18 protein-coding genes are annotated in these 16,375 nt (G+C 67.9%); 7 read left to right on the forward strand and 11 right to left on the reverse strand.

Features of this window, described 5'->3' with window-relative positions:
- Positions 1-10 precede the first annotated feature (10 nt).
- From murF to menD, 6 genes are all read right to left on the reverse strand, one after another.
- Positions 11-1,438 (reverse strand): UDP-N-acetylmuramoyl-tripeptide--D-alanyl-D-alanine ligase, encoded by a 1,428-nt coding sequence (gene murF / locus KBY57_RS01990; RefSeq protein ID WP_254994194.1) that lies wholly within the window; start codon positions 1,436-1,438, stop codon positions 11-13.
- A gap of 27 nt (positions 1,439-1,465) precedes the next feature.
- Positions 1,466-1,801 carry a hypothetical protein gene (locus KBY57_RS01995; protein ID WP_254994195.1) on the reverse strand — a complete coding sequence of 112 codons (336 nt, stop codon included), beginning with the start codon at positions 1,799-1,801 and terminating at the stop codon, positions 1,466-1,468.
- A gap of 472 nt (positions 1,802-2,273) precedes the next feature.
- Entirely contained in the window at positions 2,274-3,746 is a 1,473-nt protein-coding gene (glgA, locus tag KBY57_RS02000) for a glycogen synthase GlgA (protein ID WP_254994196.1), read from the reverse strand.
- 39 nt (positions 3,747-3,785) lie between these two features.
- On the reverse strand, positions 3,786-4,283 hold the full coding sequence (locus tag KBY57_RS02005) for a L,D-transpeptidase (protein WP_254994197.1): 498 nt from the start codon (positions 4,281-4,283) through the stop codon (positions 3,786-3,788).
- Positions 4,284-4,394: 111 nt separating this feature from the next.
- Positions 4,395-5,255: a 1,4-dihydroxy-2-naphthoyl-CoA synthase gene (menB, locus tag KBY57_RS02010; protein ID WP_254994198.1), complete on the reverse strand. Its 861-nt coding sequence runs from the start codon at positions 5,253-5,255 to the stop codon at positions 4,395-4,397.
- Positions 5,252-7,021, reverse strand: a complete 1,770-nt coding sequence (gene menD, locus KBY57_RS02015; protein ID WP_254994199.1) for a 2-succinyl-5-enolpyruvyl-6-hydroxy-3-cyclohexene-1-carboxylic-acid synthase — start codon at positions 7,019-7,021, stop codon at positions 5,252-5,254. Before menD ends, menB begins: the two co-directional genes overlap by 4 nt.
- A gap of 43 nt (positions 7,022-7,064) precedes the next feature.
- Between menD and lepB the strand changes: the two genes are divergently transcribed.
- Positions 7,065-7,682: a signal peptidase I gene (gene lepB / locus KBY57_RS02020; RefSeq protein ID WP_409996383.1), complete on the forward strand. Its 618-nt coding sequence runs from the start codon at positions 7,065-7,067 to the stop codon at positions 7,680-7,682.
- 30 nt (positions 7,683-7,712) lie between these two features.
- Complete coding sequence (locus KBY57_RS02025; RefSeq protein WP_254994200.1) at positions 7,713-8,072, forward strand: DUF760 domain-containing protein; 360 nt, start codon at positions 7,713-7,715, stop codon at positions 8,070-8,072.
- On the opposite strand, the gene KBY57_RS02030 is transcribed toward KBY57_RS02025, so the two are convergent.
- From KBY57_RS02030 to KBY57_RS02040, 3 genes are read right to left on the reverse strand one after another with little or no spacing between them, the layout of a single operon-like run.
- Positions 8,062-9,324, reverse strand: a complete 1,263-nt coding sequence (locus tag KBY57_RS02030) for a DUF4336 domain-containing protein (protein WP_254994201.1) — start codon at positions 9,322-9,324, stop codon at positions 8,062-8,064. The genes KBY57_RS02025 and KBY57_RS02030 overlap by 11 nt on opposite strands.
- A 1-nt stretch (position 9,325) precedes the next feature.
- The gene (gene zupT / locus KBY57_RS02035; RefSeq protein WP_254994202.1) at positions 9,326-10,135 is read right to left on the reverse strand and encodes a zinc transporter ZupT; all 810 of its coding nucleotides are present in this window, start codon (positions 10,133-10,135) and stop codon (positions 9,326-9,328) included.
- Entirely contained in the window at positions 10,132-11,517 is a 1,386-nt protein-coding gene (locus KBY57_RS02040; RefSeq protein ID WP_254994203.1) for a YcjF family protein, read from the reverse strand. The genes zupT and KBY57_RS02040 overlap by 4 nt, the downstream gene beginning before the upstream one ends.
- 118 nt (positions 11,518-11,635) lie before the next feature.
- Here KBY57_RS02040 and KBY57_RS02045 point away from each other — a divergent pair, with 118 nt between their 5' ends.
- The 5 genes from KBY57_RS02045 to KBY57_RS02065 all read left to right on the forward strand — a co-directional run bounded on the left by KBY57_RS02045 (position 11,636) and on the right by KBY57_RS02065 (position 15,513).
- Positions 11,636-12,559, forward strand: a complete 924-nt coding sequence (locus KBY57_RS02045) for a cation diffusion facilitator family transporter (protein WP_254994266.1) — start codon at positions 11,636-11,638, stop codon at positions 12,557-12,559.
- The gene (locus KBY57_RS02050) at positions 12,552-13,064 is read left to right on the forward strand and encodes a hypothetical protein (protein ID WP_254994204.1); all 513 of its coding nucleotides are present in this window, start codon (positions 12,552-12,554) and stop codon (positions 13,062-13,064) included. Before KBY57_RS02045 ends, KBY57_RS02050 begins: the two co-directional genes overlap by 8 nt.
- Before the next feature lie 17 nt (positions 13,065-13,081).
- On the forward strand, positions 13,082-13,603 hold the full coding sequence (locus KBY57_RS02055; RefSeq protein WP_254994205.1) for a hypothetical protein: 522 nt from the start codon (positions 13,082-13,084) through the stop codon (positions 13,601-13,603).
- Between the two features lie 5 nt (positions 13,604-13,608).
- Entirely contained in the window at positions 13,609-14,637 is a 1,029-nt protein-coding gene (gene trpS, locus KBY57_RS02060) for a tryptophan--tRNA ligase (RefSeq protein WP_254994206.1), read from the forward strand.
- Positions 14,638-14,814: 177 nt separating this feature from the next.
- Complete coding sequence (locus KBY57_RS02065; protein WP_254994207.1) at positions 14,815-15,513, forward strand: glycoside hydrolase family 104 protein; 699 nt, start codon at positions 14,815-14,817, stop codon at positions 15,511-15,513.
- A 20-nt stretch (positions 15,514-15,533) separates the two neighbouring features.
- Here KBY57_RS02065 and KBY57_RS02070 read toward each other — a convergent pair whose 3' ends face one another.
- Positions 15,534-15,932, reverse strand: a complete 399-nt coding sequence (locus KBY57_RS02070; RefSeq protein WP_254994208.1) for a DUF2752 domain-containing protein — start codon at positions 15,930-15,932, stop codon at positions 15,534-15,536.
- The gene (locus KBY57_RS02075; RefSeq protein ID WP_254994209.1) at positions 15,929-16,375 is read right to left on the reverse strand and encodes a TM2 domain-containing protein; all 447 of its coding nucleotides are present in this window, start codon (positions 16,373-16,375) and stop codon (positions 15,929-15,931) included. Before KBY57_RS02075 ends, KBY57_RS02070 begins: the two co-directional genes overlap by 4 nt.

A 16,375-nucleotide genomic window follows, 5' to 3' on the forward strand; every position in this document is an offset into this window, starting at 1 on the left:
TCCGCCAACATCATGGCGGATCAGCCAGGGGCTGGCGCTCCTGCTGGAGCAGGGCAATCAACCGCTCCAGTGCCACGCCGCGACTCGCCTTGAGCAGCAGCACGTCTCCGGGAGCCAGCCAGCCCTTGAGCTGAGCCGCCGCTGCTTCCGGCGTGGCGACCCGCTCCAGCCGGGTCAGACCACTGGCAGCCGCGAGCATCACAGCCCCTTCCTCACCCCCATCCACGATCACCAGGCCATCGAGGCCCAGTTGGCGGGCCCGTTCGGCCACCTGCCGGTGTAGGTGCAGGCTCTGCTCGCCCAGCTCGAGCATCGTGCCGAGCACCGCAAAACGGCGACCGGGTTGCCGGGCCAGCAGATCCAACGAGGCCAGCACCGCCTCCGGTGAGGCGTTGTAGGTCTCATCGAGCACCAGCACCCCACCCAGCTCCAGTCGCCGGCTGCGACCTCCGGGCAGATCCACCTGCAAGGGCTGCCAGCGGTGGGGATCGAGCCCCAGCTCCCGCGCCACCGCGAGGGCCAGCAGGAGATTGCGGGCGTGGTGGATCCCCTCCAGGGGCATCTCCAGGGCAACCCCTGCCACCGCGAGCGTCTCCCCGCTGGCATCCAGACGGCCCAGCAGATCGGCCTGGGCCTGATGGCCTTCGCCCTCAAGCGCGATCCGCACCACCCGGCCCTGCCACACCCGCGCCAGGGCCGCATCCAGCAGGGGATCCCCGGCCGGGATCACCACCACGCCATCGGGCCGCAACCCGGCGGTGATCTCACACTTGGCAGTGGCGATCGCCTCGCGGCTGCCAAGCCGGCCGATGTGGGCCGTGCCGATGTTGGTGATCACCGCCACGTCGGGGTGCGCACAGCGGCTGAGGCGCTCGATCTCGCCCAGACCCCGCATGCCCATCTCCACCACCACAGCCGCGTCGTTGGAGCTGGCCTTAAGCAGGGTCAGGGGAACACCGATGTCGTTGTTATTGTTGCCGCTAGAGGCGCTCACCGCCCCCAGGGGAGCAAGGGCGGCCCGGATCAATTCCCGCGTGGTGGTTTTGCCGGCCGAACCGGTCACCGCCACTACCGGTGCCGACAGCTGCTGGCGCCACAGACCCGCAAGCTGCTGATAGGCCAGCAGGGTGTCTGGCACCAGCCAAAGGGGCACGCCCGCCTGGGTGGTCTCCCCAATCAGCGCCGCCTGGCCAACGAGATCGAGATGGCCGTTCTGGGCCAGCAGAGCAGCGGCACCCAGCTCCAGGGCAGCGGGAAGAAACGTGTGGCCGTCAAAGCGCTCGCCCACCAGTGGCAGAAACAGTTGGCCGGGGGCGAGCTGACGGCTGTCGGTGCAGATCGCCTGGGGTGCCAGGGTGATCGCGGCTTGCGCGGCCGACAAGGAGCCCGTCGTGGGGCTCCCCCAGAGCTCCTGCAGCTGGGCCAGGCGCAAGGTCATCGGTGCGGGGCGAGACGACGCCCAGGATCATGCCTGAGGCTCTGGGGACAGCTCCAGCAGCACCATGCCGCTCCCCACCCGGGCGGCCTGGCCCAGCACCGTGCCGCTGCCATCCAGCAACCGCAACCGTTCATAGCCAAGCTCCCGGCTGCGCTGCAGCCAGTGGTCGGCCAGCTGTTGGCGACGCACCGGAGGCAAAGCCTGATAGGCGGCGGCCATCTCCAGATCGAGGCGACTCGCCTGCGGGTCGGGACGGGCCGAGGCGATGCAGGCCTGCGGGTCGTCTTCGGCGAGCAGGGCCAACAGGGGATCGAGCTCCAGCAGCGGTTCGGGCGACGACTGGGGCGGGGATGGGAGCTGCAATGGGGGCTGGAGCCCATTCACCGCACGCTGCTGGCCAGGCTGTTGAACAGCTTGTGAAACAGACTTGGAAACAGGTTGTGACAGGGCTGCTGGAACCCGTTGTTGACCTTGTTCTTGAACAGGTTCTTGAACAGGTTCTTGAACAGGTTGTTGAACGCGTGACACAGCGGGGTGCTGACCAGGCGCCAAACGCAGGATCAGCCCCAAGACAAGGGCCAGGCCCAGGGCCAAGAGCAGCGGCCAGAACAGGGGGGCCAGGGAGACGGGCCAGAACCCCGGCACCGAAAGATCCCCCTCCCGATTGCGACGCCAGAGCTCGCGCAGCTTCAAGCCCGAACTGGCCACCACGGCGCGCAGATCGCCCGCCAGGCGCCCCCACGGTTCCTCGTAGGGAGCTGGATAGGGCGCAGGGTCCTTCGAAGGGCTGACGGCGTCTAAGGGCGCGTCACGAGGGGGCGTCACCGGAGAGGATTCAACGGCGCTTCAGCAGGGACGCCAGGCCGCGGCGGCTGGGGTCGGCATCCTGACCCTGGGAGAAGCGCTCTACATCGGACGCCTCGGGCGTCGGTTCCTTGACCCCACAGACATCGCGGTACATGGCGTCATAGGCCAGGGCCGAGCGGGCCCAACTGAAATCCACGGCCATGGCCCGGCGCTGCAGGTCCTGCCAGCTGGCCTGGTTGCGGTAGGCCTCCCAGGAGCGCACGATCGCCGTGTAGAAGTCGATCGGCTCGTAACGGTCGAAGCCGTAGCCGGTGCCGCTACCAGCAAGCGGGTCGTTGGGGGGCACGGTGTCGACCAGGCCGCCCACCATCCGCACCACCGGGATCGAGCCGTAACGCATGGCCAGCATCTGGCTGATGCCGCAGGGCTCGAAGCGGCTGGGCATCAGGAAGGCGTCGCTGCCGGCGTAGATCAGCCGGGAGAGGGCATCGTCGTAGGTGAGGAACACGGCGAAGCGACCGGGATGGCGCGACGCCATCTGCCACAGCCCACTTTCATAGGTGCGATCGCCCGTGCCCAGCACCACGATCTGGCTGTCGGTGTAGGCCAGCACCCGATCGGCCACCTGCAGCAGCAGATCGACGCCCTTCTGATCCACCAGTCGGCTCACCATCCCCAGCAGGTAGGAACGGGGATTCACCGCCAGCCCGAAACGCTCCTGCAGGGCCTGTTTGTTGACAGCCCGGGGGGCCAGATCGTTGGCCGAGAACCGAGCCGGCAGGGTGGCATCAACGGCTGGATTCCAGTCTTCGGTGTCGATGCCGTTGACGATGCCACGCAGCTTGCCGCTGATGAAATTCAGCAGACCATCGAGATGCTCGCCGTACTGGGGCGTTCGGATCTCCATGGCATAGGTGGGCGACACCGCATTGACGCGATCGGCGTAGAGCAGGGCCGCCGCCATCGTGTGGTCCCCCTGCATGTACCAGGGACACCAGGTGATGCGATCGAGTTTCCAGCGCCACGGCCCCTGGTATTTCAGGTTGTGGATGGTGAACACGGTGCTGATCTCCGGATCCTGATGCATCCAGACCGGCAACATGCCGGTGTGCCAGTCATGGCAATGCAGCACCTGGGGCTTCCAGTGATGCCAGCAGAATTCAGCGGTGGCACTGGCAAAGAACGTGAAGCGCCAGTCCTCGTCTTCTCCGCCGTAGATGCGCTCCGGATCAAACACCGGATGGCCCACCAGATACAGGGTGAGGCCATTGGTGGGGTGGCGCGCCTCAAAAACGGCGAAGTCGTTGCCCATCGTGTGGCCGCGCCAGATCGGCTCGGGCGACACCTGCAGCTTCGACCACAGCTTTCCGTAACCCGGCAGGATGATGCGCACGTCGTGGCCCAGGGCAGCGAGGGCCGGCGGCAACGATCCAACGACGTCTCCCATGCCGCCAACCTTGATCATCGGCGCGCATTCGGCCGCCGCAAACAAGATCCGCATACCTGGTGCACCGAGGTGGGCGCAACTCTACGGGCGCCGCTAGGGCAGCACCGTCACGGGGGTGCCGAGTTGCACCAGCTCGAACAACTCGCGCACATGTTCATCCAGCAGGCGCACGCAGCCGTGGGACACGGCCCGGCCGACGCTGTCGCGCTGGGGGGTGCCATGGAAGCCCGCACTGACGCAGCCCTTCACAACCAGGTGCTCCGTGCCGTTGAAACCAACGCGGCCGTTGCAATCGCGATGGAAGCCGATCCAGCGGCTGCCGAGGGGATTGGCAGGGCCCGGCGGGATGCGGCGACCGGTGGCTGGGTGCTCCCAGGTGGGATCCACCGCCAGTTCAATCACCGAAAACTGGCCCACGGGAGTCTCCCAGCCGGGACGGCCGACTCCAACCGGAAAGAGGCGCCGTTCCTGCCCCCCCTCAAACACCGTCAAGCGGCGCTGACGTCGATCCAGCACGAGATAGCGATCGGCAGCAGCAGGCGGGGAGCTGATCGCGGCAGCCGGAGGGTTGGGGGCAGCCCGGCCAGGCATGCCAGCTGTCACCAACAGGAGCCCAAAGCCAAGGGCCTTGCCTAGCAACCGCATCGCCACCACTCCATCGCCACCGTCGATCCCTCGCCTCGACCAGCCCCTGTTTGATCCTCAAGGTAACCAGGGAGCGTCAGAAAAATCAGGAGAGCGCTTCTCCAGGAAGGCATTGCGGCCCTCCTGCCCCTCTGCCGTTCGGTAGAAGAGGTGGGTGGCCTGGCCGGCCAGCTCCTGAATACCGGCCAAGCCATCGGTTTCGGCATTGAAGGCGGCCTTGAGGCAGCGAATCGCCGTGGGGCTGTGCTGGAGCACCTCCCGCGCCCAGCGCACCCCCTCGGCCTCTAGCTCCGCCAGGGGCACCACCGCATTCACCAGCCCCATCTCCAGGGCCTGCTGGGCGCCGTACTGGCGGCAGAGGAACCAGATCTCGCGGGCCTTGCGCTGGCCCACCACCCGGGCCAGATACCCCGCACCAAAGCCCCCGTCGAAGCTGCCCACTCGGGGCCCGGTCTGGCCAAACACGGCGTTCTCAGCCGCCAGGCTCAGGTCGCAAAGGAGGTGCAGCACCTGCCCGCCGCCGATGGCGTAACCAGCCACCAGGGCGATCACCACCTTGGGCAGGCTGCGGATCAGCCGCTGCAGGTCGAGCACGTTGAGCCGGGGCAGGCCCGACTCGTCGACGTAACCGCCATCGCCGCGCACGCTCTGGTCGCCGCCAGCGCAGAACGCCCAACCGCCATCGGGGGCGGGGCCAGCCCCGGTGAACAGCACCACACCGACGCGGGGATTGTCGCGAACCCGCGAAAAGGCATCGCACAGCTCCTGCACGGTGCGCGGCCGGAAGGCGTTGCGCTTGTGGGGCCGGTTGATCGTGATGCGGGCGATGCCCTCCTCACAGAGGTCAAACAGGATGTCCTCGTAGGAGCCCGCGGGTTGCCAGGCCACCGGCGCCGAGGGGATGGAGGAGGCCGTCACGGCTGCAGCTCGGGAACGGCGGCCATTCTGCGCAGCTCCTGCCGCCGGCCCGCATCGACGCGCCGATCACTGACCCACTCCAACAGCGCCAACGGCTGCTGCAGGGCCCAGGCCAGCTGGAGCTCCCAATCGGAAGCGGCCTCCACTCGCCGCCCCGGCACCCCATGAACCGCCGCCAACTCCAGGGCATCCACCGGCTGGGGCATGGCGAACAGCCGCTCAAAATCGAGGGCCTGGGCAGGCGTGGTGCGGATCGGCAGCTGCTCGAAGATGCCGCCGCCATCGTTGTTGATCAGGATCACGGTGAGGCGACCGTGCAACTGCTGGCGCCACAGCCAGCCATGGCTGTCGTGCAGCAGGGCCAGATCCCCGGTGAGCAGCACCGCCTGGCCCAAGGCTTCCGCCACCCCGCAGGCGATCGACAGGGTGCCGTCGATGCCGGAGGCGCCCCGGAAGCCGTAAACCGGCCTGGCTGGGGCAGCCGGGTCGCCAAAAGTTTCCCAGTCGCGCACCGGGCTGCTGTTAGCAATCACCAGTGGCAGTCCGGCCGGAAGCAGATTCCCCAGTGCCCGCGCCAGCGCCGGCTCCCCCGGGCTGCCGGGGGGCAGGGCCGCGCTCAACCTCGCCTGAAGGACGTCCTCCCGCTGACGCCAAGCAGCGGCCAACCGCAGGGCCGCAGAGCTTGGCTGCCCCCGCCAGGTGGTGTGGGGCCAGCTGGCGATCCAACCGGCCAAACCTGCCGCGCTCTGGTGGCAGGCGGTGCCCAGGGGATCAAGGCCGCGCGGATCGCCCTCACTCACCAGCCAATGCTGCGCGTCCAGGCCGGCGAGCCAGCGCTGCACGCGGCGGCTTGCCGGTAGGGGCCCCAGGCGCAGCACCTGGGGAGCCTGGAAGCTGACATCCTCCCCATCCAGCAGCAGGTCGTAACCGGCCACCAGATCGAGATCCGCCAAGCCGCGCAGACCGCTCAGACCATCGGCCAGCACCGGCCAGCCCGTGCGCCGTTGCCAGCGAAGCAGCGCCTCCACATGGGCATCCCAATGCTGGGGCAGGCCGCGCCAGGGCCCGGCCACCACCACACCGGGACGATCCGGATCGGGGCGCGGCATCCCCCCATCTGGGCATGGGGGAGCTGCCGCCGGCCCTCGCGACTCGGGCCCAATGCACTGGGTCCATTCCAAGCCATCAGCTGCCTCCAGCAGGGCGGGGCCATCGGCGTGGAGGGGCTCCTCGAAGGGGAGATTGAGGTGCACGGGCCCAGGGGGTTGGCCAGGCGCCACCGTCGCCAGCAGGGCTGCTTCCGCCAACTGGATGATCGCGCCATCGGCCATGGCGGCCAGGCCAGAGCCATCCCCCTGCCCCAGCCAACGCACACTTGCCGCCAGGAAGCACTCTTGATTGACGGTCTGATTGGCGCCGCAGCCCTTGAGGCGATCGGGCCGATCCGCCGTGATCAGCAGCAGCGGAATGGTGCCGTAGTCGGCCTCCACCGCCGGCGGCAGCAGGTTGGCGACGGCCGTGCCCGAGGTGGTGATCACCGCAGCCGCCCGGCCCGAGGCCCGGCCAAGGCCCAGGGCAAAAAAGGCAGCGGAGCGCTCATCCACGGCGGTGTGCAGGATCAGCCCCCGGCCCTCCAGCACCCCTGCCGCCATGGCGAGGGCGCCGGAGCGACTGCCGGGGCAGAGCACGGCATGGCTGAGCCCCCGGGCCATCAGGGCCCCAAGCAGCAGCAGCGCCGCCTCCAGATTGCGACGGGCCAACTCCACGCCGGGGCCGTACAGGATGGAGCAACCATCCTCCCTTGCGCCCTTGGCCCCAACGCCGCCCAACCATTCGAGCAGCACCAACGGCCTGTTGCAGGCCCTGCGCCGTCAGGTTTTTCCCGTGCTGGCTTGGGTGGTGCTGGCTCTGGTGCTGCGCTGGGCGGTGCTCGAACCTCGCTGGATTCCCTCCGGCTCCATGCTGCCGACGCTGCAACTGCAGGACCGGGTGTTGGTGGAGAAGCTGCGGGCGCGCCTGCATCGCCCCGTGCCCATTGGCTCCGTGGTGGTCTTCCACCCGCCGCCGGCCCTGCTCGAGGCGGGCTACGACCCCAATGCCGCCCTGATCAAGCGGGTGGTCGCCGAAGCCGGCGACCAGGTGGAGGTGCGCGAGGGGGTGCTCTGGCGCAACGGTGCTCCGGCCTCGATGGATTGGTCGGCCGAACCGATGAACTACCACCTGGAGCCCTTGACGGTGCCGCCGGATCACCTGCTGGTGTTGGGCGACAACCGCAATGCCAGCCTGGATTCCCACCTGTGGGGCCCCCTGCCCCGGGAGGCATTGATCGGCACGGCGGTGCTGCGCTACTGGCCGCTCAACCGTATGGGCTGGTTACGGTTCTCCCTCCTGGGCCACCCCCCTGGTGCAGCGGAAGAGCTGGGGTAGGGTGCAATTCGGACGCAGCGCACACCGGCGATGTTCAACCCGGAGTTCCTGACCACCGACAACGAAGCGATCAGCGGCAACTCGCTGATCCAGTACCTCCAGGAGCAATCTCCGGATGTGCTGCAACGGGTGGCGCGCTCGGCCAGCGGCGACATTCAGGACATCATTCGCCACAACGTGCAAGGCCTGCTGGGCATGCTTCCCGGCGAGCAGTTTGAAGTGAAAATCCAGACCAACCGCGACAACCTGGCTGGCCTGCTGGCCTCCGCCATGATGACCGGTTACTTCCTGCGCCAGATGGAGCAGCGTATGGAGCTCGACACCAGCTTGCTGGGCTGTGGCGATCTGGATTCGGGACTCGACGCCGATCCAGGCGAACTTAGGCTCTGAGCCGCTCCTCATCGGATTCCGAACGGTCTGACTCCGAAGGGCCTGAGTCCGTAGGGCCTGGCTCCATCGCTTCGGGCTGCAGGGGCTGATTCGGCACCAGCCCAAGCCGCAACAACGCGCGATCGATACCAGCGAGATAGGCCCAGCTGCCGCTTTCCGGAGCCCAGGGCCGCCCCTCGAGCTCATCAGCCAGGGCGATGAGCCGCTCAGGACTGCAGGGCACCGGCGCGTCGTAGTGGGCCGGCACCAGCCAGCGCAACTCCGGATGGGCCGCCAACGCCCGGATCCAGCTCAGCAGGGCCGCCTGGCAGCGCGGGAACACCAACCGCTCCAGCACCGGCGCCACCAGGAGTGCCGAGTCCGGGCCAGGCACCAACCGCCGGAATTCCGCCTGCCAGTGTTGCTGCCAGCGGAAGGGGTAAAGGCCGAAATAGGCGCGGCGCTGCCGCACACCCGGGGCCAGCAGACCGGAGAGCAGCTCCCGCCAGCCGGGCACCTGCAGCGGCTCTGGGCGCAGGTAGGAGGCAAACAGCACCAGGCGCTGCCAACCGCGACGGCGTCGCTCAGGGGTATCGAGCAGGGGGTCGTCACCCCGCTCCCGGGCGTGGAAGAGCAAGGGGCTTGGATCGGCGGCAAACAGCTCGGGCGGCTCCGCGCTGATCGCCACCAGGGCATCGGTAACCAGCAGGCTGCCGCTGGCGCGATGCAAGCAAGCCGCTTCCATGAAGGTGCCCAGGCCCAGATCCAGCGGACCCAGGGGGATCCAACGCAGTTCATCGGCATGGGGAAGCCCCTGCTCAAACAGCACCCGAGTGCGCTGAGCTGGAAAGCCCAGCCAGCTGAGGGGTAGCTGCAGGGGAAAGCTCCATTGCCGGGGGGTCACCCACACCTGGGCCTCCGGGAAGGCCCGCGCCAAGGCCGGCAGGGGCAGCTTGTGCTCCAGGCCCGAGCTGGTGGGCAGCACGATCGTGCACACGGGCCCATAGCGGGCCTCCAACTCAGCCAGGGCCGCGCGCACCTCACCGGTGGGTGGCAGCGGGGCGTAGAGCATCAACCCGCGGCGCAACCGCACCACCGTCATGCGGATCGGCACCGCCACATAAAACACCCCCTGCAGCTGCTCGAGGCTCCAGATCTGATCAGGGATCAGCTCGCGCACCAAGGTGCGGCGGCGGCCGTAGGGGTAGAGCGGCAGCAGGGGCCACCAGGGCCAGCGCTGCTGGGCGGTGTGGTCGGCAGGAAGGGCTTTCACCTCAGGCCAGCAACACCAGAGAGATGCTCATCACCACCATCCCCGCCGTCACTCCAGCAATCATCAGGTGATGGTGGGCACCGGTGCGCTGGGCGGCCGGCAGCAGCTCATCGAGGCAGATGTACACCATCAGCCCAGCCACACTGGCGAACACCAGACCCATCACCGTTTCAGTGAGGTAGGAGCGCAGAAACAGGTACCCCACCGCGGCGCCAATCGGCTCCGCCAGGCCCGACGCAAACGACACCCAGAAGGCCTTGCGACGGCTGCCGGTGGCGAAATACACAGGCGCGGAGATCGCCAGCCCCTCGGGAATGTTGTGGATCGCGATGGCAATGGCGATGCCAATGCCCAGGCGAGGACTGGAGAGGGCCCCCACAAAAGTGGCCAGACCCTCGGGAAAGTTGTGAATGGCAATCGCCAGCGCTGAAAAAAGACCCGTGCGCAACAGGGTTTGCGACTGCACGCCGGACTGTTCCCCATCCGTGAGCGCCAAGTTGTGGGTGGGCAGGGCGTTGTCGATCAGGGCAATCAGCAACATGCCGGCGAAAAAAGCCAGCACGGTGGCGGCGTAGCCCGCGGCCGGCCCCAGCCCCAGCGCCAATGACTCCCGGGCCTTGGGAAAGATCTCCACGAAGGAGACGTAGATCATCACGCCGGCAGAGAAGCTCAGCGACAGGGTGAGCACCCGGGGGCTGAACCGCCGCGACACCAGCCCCAGCAGGCTGCCCAGCCCCGTGCACAATCCTGCCGCCAGGGTGAGCGAGAAGGCAAAAACCACCCGCTGATCCAGGTCGAGCAACGGCGTCATACCCCAGCGGCGGGCAGACCCGCGGCTGACTGGCTGCGCAGCCACTGGCGTGCCTGCTCAAGGAACGCCGCCCAATCGAGCTTTTCCGCCTCCGCAGCTCGGGACACCAGCAGGGGCGCCTGGCGTTGGATGGCAGCCAGATCCGGTTCAGGTACGCCAACAGAGAGGGCGAGCATGTCGGCCATGGCACGGGCTACCACCCTGGTGAGGTAAGCGGCACTGAGGGCCTGCATCGCCCCGCCCACAAGCCAGGTGGCGCCGTGCCACTTGACCACCCCAGCCAAGGCCTGGCTGCTCCACTCGACCACCCCCAGGGCAAGGGAGGCCTTGGCCAGTTCGGTGGCAGCCGCCCGCAACTGCTCCAGGGTCCAGGGGCAGTTCCAGATCCGGGCCATGTCCCGCAGCATCAGCCCGTTGGCCACCGCCAGCACCAACAGATCGAGGCTCGGCAGGGGTGCCGCCACCACTCCGGCAGCCACCAGCCACTGGGTGCGGCGCTGCAGCGGCAGGAAATGCTGGCGGCGCAGCCGCTCCAGATCGCTCTGCCAACGACCATGGAGCTGCTGCAACCGGCGCAGCTGGCGGCCCCGACGCAGGGCCGGGGCGGTGCTGGCCAGCTGCCGCGCCAAGGGGGCGAGGCTCCCCGCCAGGCTCTGGGGTTGTCCATCCCAGAACAACAGGCGCTGGGCCAATTCAGGCCCCAGCTGGGATTCCAGCTCGGCGGCCAGCGGATCCTGGGTCTGGTTGCCGCGATCCACCAGCAACCAGGCCGGCTGGCCGCTGGGCAGGGCTTCCAGCCAGCGCAGATCGGCGGCGGAGAGGGGCGTGCGCAGGTGATGGATCAAGCCATCACAGGCCTCAAACAACGGCGGCCACGACCAGGCCGCACTCCAGGCGGGCAGCGGATGGGCCCAATGCAGCAGCAAGGATTCGGGCCCACGCAGGGCCTCCACCAGCGCAGGCTGAAGGTCCACCCCCGGGGGCTGGGTGCCCACCAGGGCCAACATCAGGCCCGGCCGTGAAATCTCTTCCCGTAACGCGGCCAGCTGGGTGGCCCGCAGCTGGGGCGCCTCAGCCGCCTCTTCCTCCAGCTGGGCAAACTGAACCTGCAGCTGCTCCAGCCGTTCCAGCCAGCCTGGAACATCGGTGGCAGTGGGTCCAATCGGGCGGGGGCGTCGCAGCCACCAAGCAGCCAGTGCCAGCCCCGCCAGGGTGAATCCAGGCGAAAGGGGCAGATGGCTGAGCCGCAGCAAGGCATCGGTGGCCACCCAGCCACCCAGCCCCAGGCCAATCGCCGGGAGCCAGGGCCTTAAGGGAGCGGGAATGGCCTGGCGGGCCGCAGTCAGACCAGCAAGCTCGGGGAGGATCACCGGCGGGGGCAACGGCGCTGGACGAATTGGTGCATCTCTAGCTCAGCTTGGAACGCGGCGCCTCCGCCAAAAGTCACTAAATTGGGTTCGTGTCTTGGCGGCTCCAGGGTTGAGCGACAACCGCGACAGGATGCAACGGCAGCCGGCGGCGCAGCAGGACCACCGCCAACAGGTGAAACGCGTGCTGCTGGTGGCCTTGGTGGTCAACGTCAGCATGACGCTGTTGAAAGTTTTGCTCGGCCTGTTCACAGGATCGGTGGCGATCCTTGCTGATGCGATGCACAGCGCCACCGACGGTTTCTCCAGCCTGCTTGGTCTGCTGACCAATGGCCTGTCGGATCCCGAACCCGACCGCGACCATCCTTACGGGCACCACAAGTACGAGGCCATCGGGGCGCTGGCGATTGCGGCCTTCATCCTGTTCACCGCCTTTGAAATTCTCCAAACCGCCGTCGAGCGCCTGCGGGGTGGTCTTCAGCCCCTGCGGCTGGAGGGCCAGGAGCTGGTGGTGTTGCTGCTGGTGCTGGGTTTCAACATCCTGTTGGCCGCCTATGAGCGCGGGGAAGGCCGGCGGCTTGGCAGCGCCTTGCTCACAGCCGATGCGACCCACACCAGCAGTGACATCTGGACCACTGTTGTGGTGCTGGTGGGTCTGAGTGGGGCGGTGTGGCTGAAGCTCAACTGGCTGGATGTCGCCCTGGCCATCCCCCTCTGCCTGCTGCTGGTGCGGGTGTGCTGGAGGGTGCTTCGCTCCAACCTGCCCCAGTTGGTGGACCAGATCGCCATCGCCCCCGAAGCGATCCACCAAGTGGCCATGAACGTGCCAGGGGTGCTCAACTGCCATGACATCGCCAGCCGGGGCGTCTTGGGCCAGCAGGTGTTCATCGACATGCACATGGTGGTGGATGCGACGGACCTGGCCACGGCCCACCGGATCACAGAGCTGGTGGAGGAGCACCTGGAGGCCCAGTTCGGCAGGGTGCGCTGCACCATTCACCTCGAACCGCGTGAATACGCCAGTGCGGCGATCACCTTCAAGGGAACCCATGGCTGAGCTGCTCGAGGCACTGACCTTTCGGCAGCGGGTGCTGGTGGAAACCTGGAGCGCTGAGCTCCAGGCTGCCCAGGGCTGGAGCGGATCCTTGCCGGTTGCCCTGCTCGAGCGCTGCTGGCTGCGGCTGCAACGGGTGCCTGTGGAACAGCTGGCCGCAGTGCTGCCACCGGATGCCAGCGGCGAAGCCCCCGAGCTGGTGCGCTACCGCGCCTGGATCGATGCCGGCCAGCCGGCCTGGTCTGCCCAGGTGCGCTGCTGGCAGGAATTCGGCCAGCCGGCCTGCCAGGACGCCCTGCGCCGCTTTTGGGACCACCAAGACCGGGGCAACCACGGTTGGACTCTGCAGACCTATCTGCAATTCCTGGAGACGTACCGGCGTCAGTGCGAGCCCGGTGTGACGCGGGCCCTGCCGCTGATCGTGCTCGCCCGCGGCGGCCAACGGGAGGCCCACAGGCTGCACTGGCTGGCACCCCTGGGCCAGCCGATGCGGCACACTTGCGCCTGACTGCAAAGGCTGCGGCCATGGCCGACGACACCACCTCCTCCCAACCCCGCGACGACCGGGGGGGACGTCCCAGTGGGGGCCGCCCGCCCGGAAACCGGGAACCCGGCGGATTCCGCATCCGGCTGAGCGACAACGAAATGCGCGCTGCCAGGGCGATCCAAGACAGCTTTGGCCTGCGCTCCACGGTGGCGGCCCTTGGCTTGGCGATCCGCACCGTGGCCCAACTGCTCGAAGACGGCCAACTCGATGAGCTCGTGGCCCAACAACGGGCCCAGGCAGGCAACCGTGGCGATGGGCCTCGTGGCGAAGGCGCCCGCGGTGATCGTCCCCGCGGCGACCGCCGACCCGGATCGGGTGAAGGGCGTGGCGACCGTCAGGATCGCGCGCCCCGGATCGATCCCTTTGCCCGGCCCAGCAAGCCGCCGGCCCCGGCGCCCGAGGTGGTTGAAGCTGTCGCAGAAACCGACGCCGAACCTGTCGTCGAAGCTGCCGAGGACGCACCCGTCAGCGCGTCTGGCGACACCAGCACCGAGAGCTGAGACCCATGCCACGGCCGAGGGTTCTGTCCGGGGTTCAACCCACCGGGGCCTTGCACCTCGGCAACTGGCTGGGGGCCATCCGCAACTGGGTGGACCTGCAGGACAGCCACGACACCTACTTCTGCGTGGTCGACCTGCACGCGATCACGGTGCCCCACGACCCGGCACGGCTGGCGGAGGACACTCTCACGACCGCAGCCCTGTATTTGGCCTGTGGCATTGACCCCCAGCGCGCCACGGTGTTCGTGCAAAGCCACGTCGCTGCCCATAGCGAGCTGGCCTGGCTGCTGAATTGCGTCACCCCGCTCAATTGGCTGGAGCGGATGATTCAGTTCAAGGAGAAGGCGATCAAACAGGGCGACCAGGTATCGGTGGGTCTGCTGGATTACCCGGTGCTCATGGCCGCCGACATCCTGCTGTACGACGCCGATCTGGTGCCGGTGGGCGAAGACCAGAAGCAGCACCTGGAGCTGGCCCGCGACATCGCCCAACAGCGCATCAACGCCCGTTTTGCTCCGCGGGATACCAGTGGCGATCCGATCCCGGTGCTCAAGGTGCCCGAACCCCTGATCCTGCGCGAGGGGGCCCGGGTGATGAGCCTCACCGATGGCACCGCCAAGATGAGCAAGAGCGATCCCAACGAGGGATCACGGATCAGCCTGCTCGATCCACCCGAGCTGATCACCAAGAAGATCAAACGGGCCAAAACCGACCCCACCATGGGTTTGGAGTTTGGCAATCCCGAGCGACCGGAAGCGGACAACCTGCTGGGCCTCTACGCCCTGATGGCTGGCAAGACCCGCGATCAGGCCACCCAGGAGTGCGCCGCCATGGGCTGGGGCAGCTTCAAGCCGCTGTTGGCCGAAGCCACCGTTGAAGCGCTGCGCCCGGTGCAGGAGCGCTACACGCAGTGGCGCCAGGACAACGGTGCCGTGGCAGCCGTGTTGCGGGAGGGGGAGGCCAAGGCCGCAGCCGTGGCCAACGAAACCCTGGAGCGGGTCCGCCAGGCCCTGGGCTTCCTGCCGCGTAGCTGAGCTCAACCTGAACCATGGCGGCTGGATTGATCAGCGCAGCTGATCAATCCAGGAAGCAGGGCCAACTGGGAGCCACGCCCGAATGCGTTCAACCGAGACCCAAACAAGACCAGTGACTCGCAGGGATCGCGACTGAGACCCAGCAGGACGCAGCATTCGCTGCACACTGCGTCCCACTTGTCTACCCCTCGCCCCTGGGGGGTGGTCGCCGGGGCCGCCTGGCCATCAGGGTCAAGCCAATCGCGATGCACCCGTCTGTCGAGAGCACCCTCCCGGCCCAACACCCAGCACCCCGCCCTCCGATCCCTGGAGCAGCTGCTGGGCTCCGGGCCCCTCTGCGGAGCCGCCCTGCTGCTGACCCTTCCCCTGCCGGCACCGCCCCAAACGGCAGCCCCAGCCGCCTACACGATCACGCCGCAGCGCCGGGCCCTACTCGACACGATCCGCTACTCCGAGGGCACCTGGAAGGGCGGCAGTTCCGAGGGCTACCGGGTGCTCTACGGCGGTGGTTTGTTCAGCAGCCTTGAGCGGCACCCTGAGATCACCGTGCGCCGCCGCTACACCAGTGCCGCCGCTGGGGCTTACCAGTTTCTGCCGGCCACCTGGCGTGAGGCCTCGCGCAAGTTGGCGCTGCAGGATTTCAGCGCCCCCAACCAGGACCAAGCCGCCCTGTATTTGGTGGAACGGCGCGGAGCCCTGGCAGCCGTGGACCGCTCGGGCCTGGGCGGGACCGCGCTGGCCCAGTTGTCACGGGAGTGGGCCTCCCTACCCGCCAGCCACGGCGGCAGCTACTACGGCCAACCGGTGAAAAGCCGTCAGGAGTTGATCGCCTTCTACGCCACAGCCCTGCAGCGGGCCAGGCAACAGCTGGGTTGAGCCGAAAACCGAAAGCCACGTCAAGGCGGCAAAGGCTGGCCATGGCTCCAGCCCCAGAGCCGCAGCAACCAGTAGCCAACCGCCAGCGCCGCCAACACGACGGCTCCCTGGAGCAGCGGGCGCCGAGATAAGCCGCCGCCCAAGCCCACCCAGACACCCAACACCACGGTCAGCGCCACAAGCAGCGGCCCGAAGGCATGCCAATGCAGCGCCTGAGTCAGGTCGCCCTGCAGGGTGGCGAGCACCGACCGCGTCAGATAGCAGGTGGGGCAGGGAATTCCAGTGAGCTGACGCACCGGGCAACGCCACAGCCCCAGGGACAGGGCGCGGCCGTCACCGGCCCTGGTCGCCAGTGCGAGAACCGTGGTGGCAGCCGCGATCCCGGCGGCGCGCACCAGCATGGGACGGCGCACGCTCACGGCTCGCGGTAGATCACCCGCCCCCGCGGGTCGTTGGCCACATCGAGCAGCTGGGCATGCAGCAAGCGTTCGATTTCCTCACGCACCTCACGACTCTCCACGCCCAGAGGCAGGTCCATCTCCAGGAGGGCGTCGTTGAGGGTGAAACCGGCTTCACCGCTGCGGCGGGCCAGTTGCACCAGCTGGCGCTCCACCGATGGCGGACCGCCCCGCAGCAGCAGGGACGCATTGGCCTGCTGCACCAACTCCGGCATCAGCCAGAGATCCACCAGCTGACCCACAAAGCAGAAGCCGAAGGTGAGCAGCCAGAGGACACCGCTGAGGGGCTTGCGGTTGTAAAACCGGTGCAAGCCACACACACCCAAGAAACCAAGGGCCCAGAGGCCATAAGCCAGGGCCAGATTGCGTTGCTCCGCGCTGAGCAGCCGTCGCGAGCTCCGCAT

This window comes from Cyanobium sp. Aljojuca 7D2 (genome assembly GCF_024346415.1).
Classification (GTDB): Bacteria; Cyanobacteriota; Cyanobacteriia; order PCC-6307; family Cyanobiaceae; genus Cyanobium_A.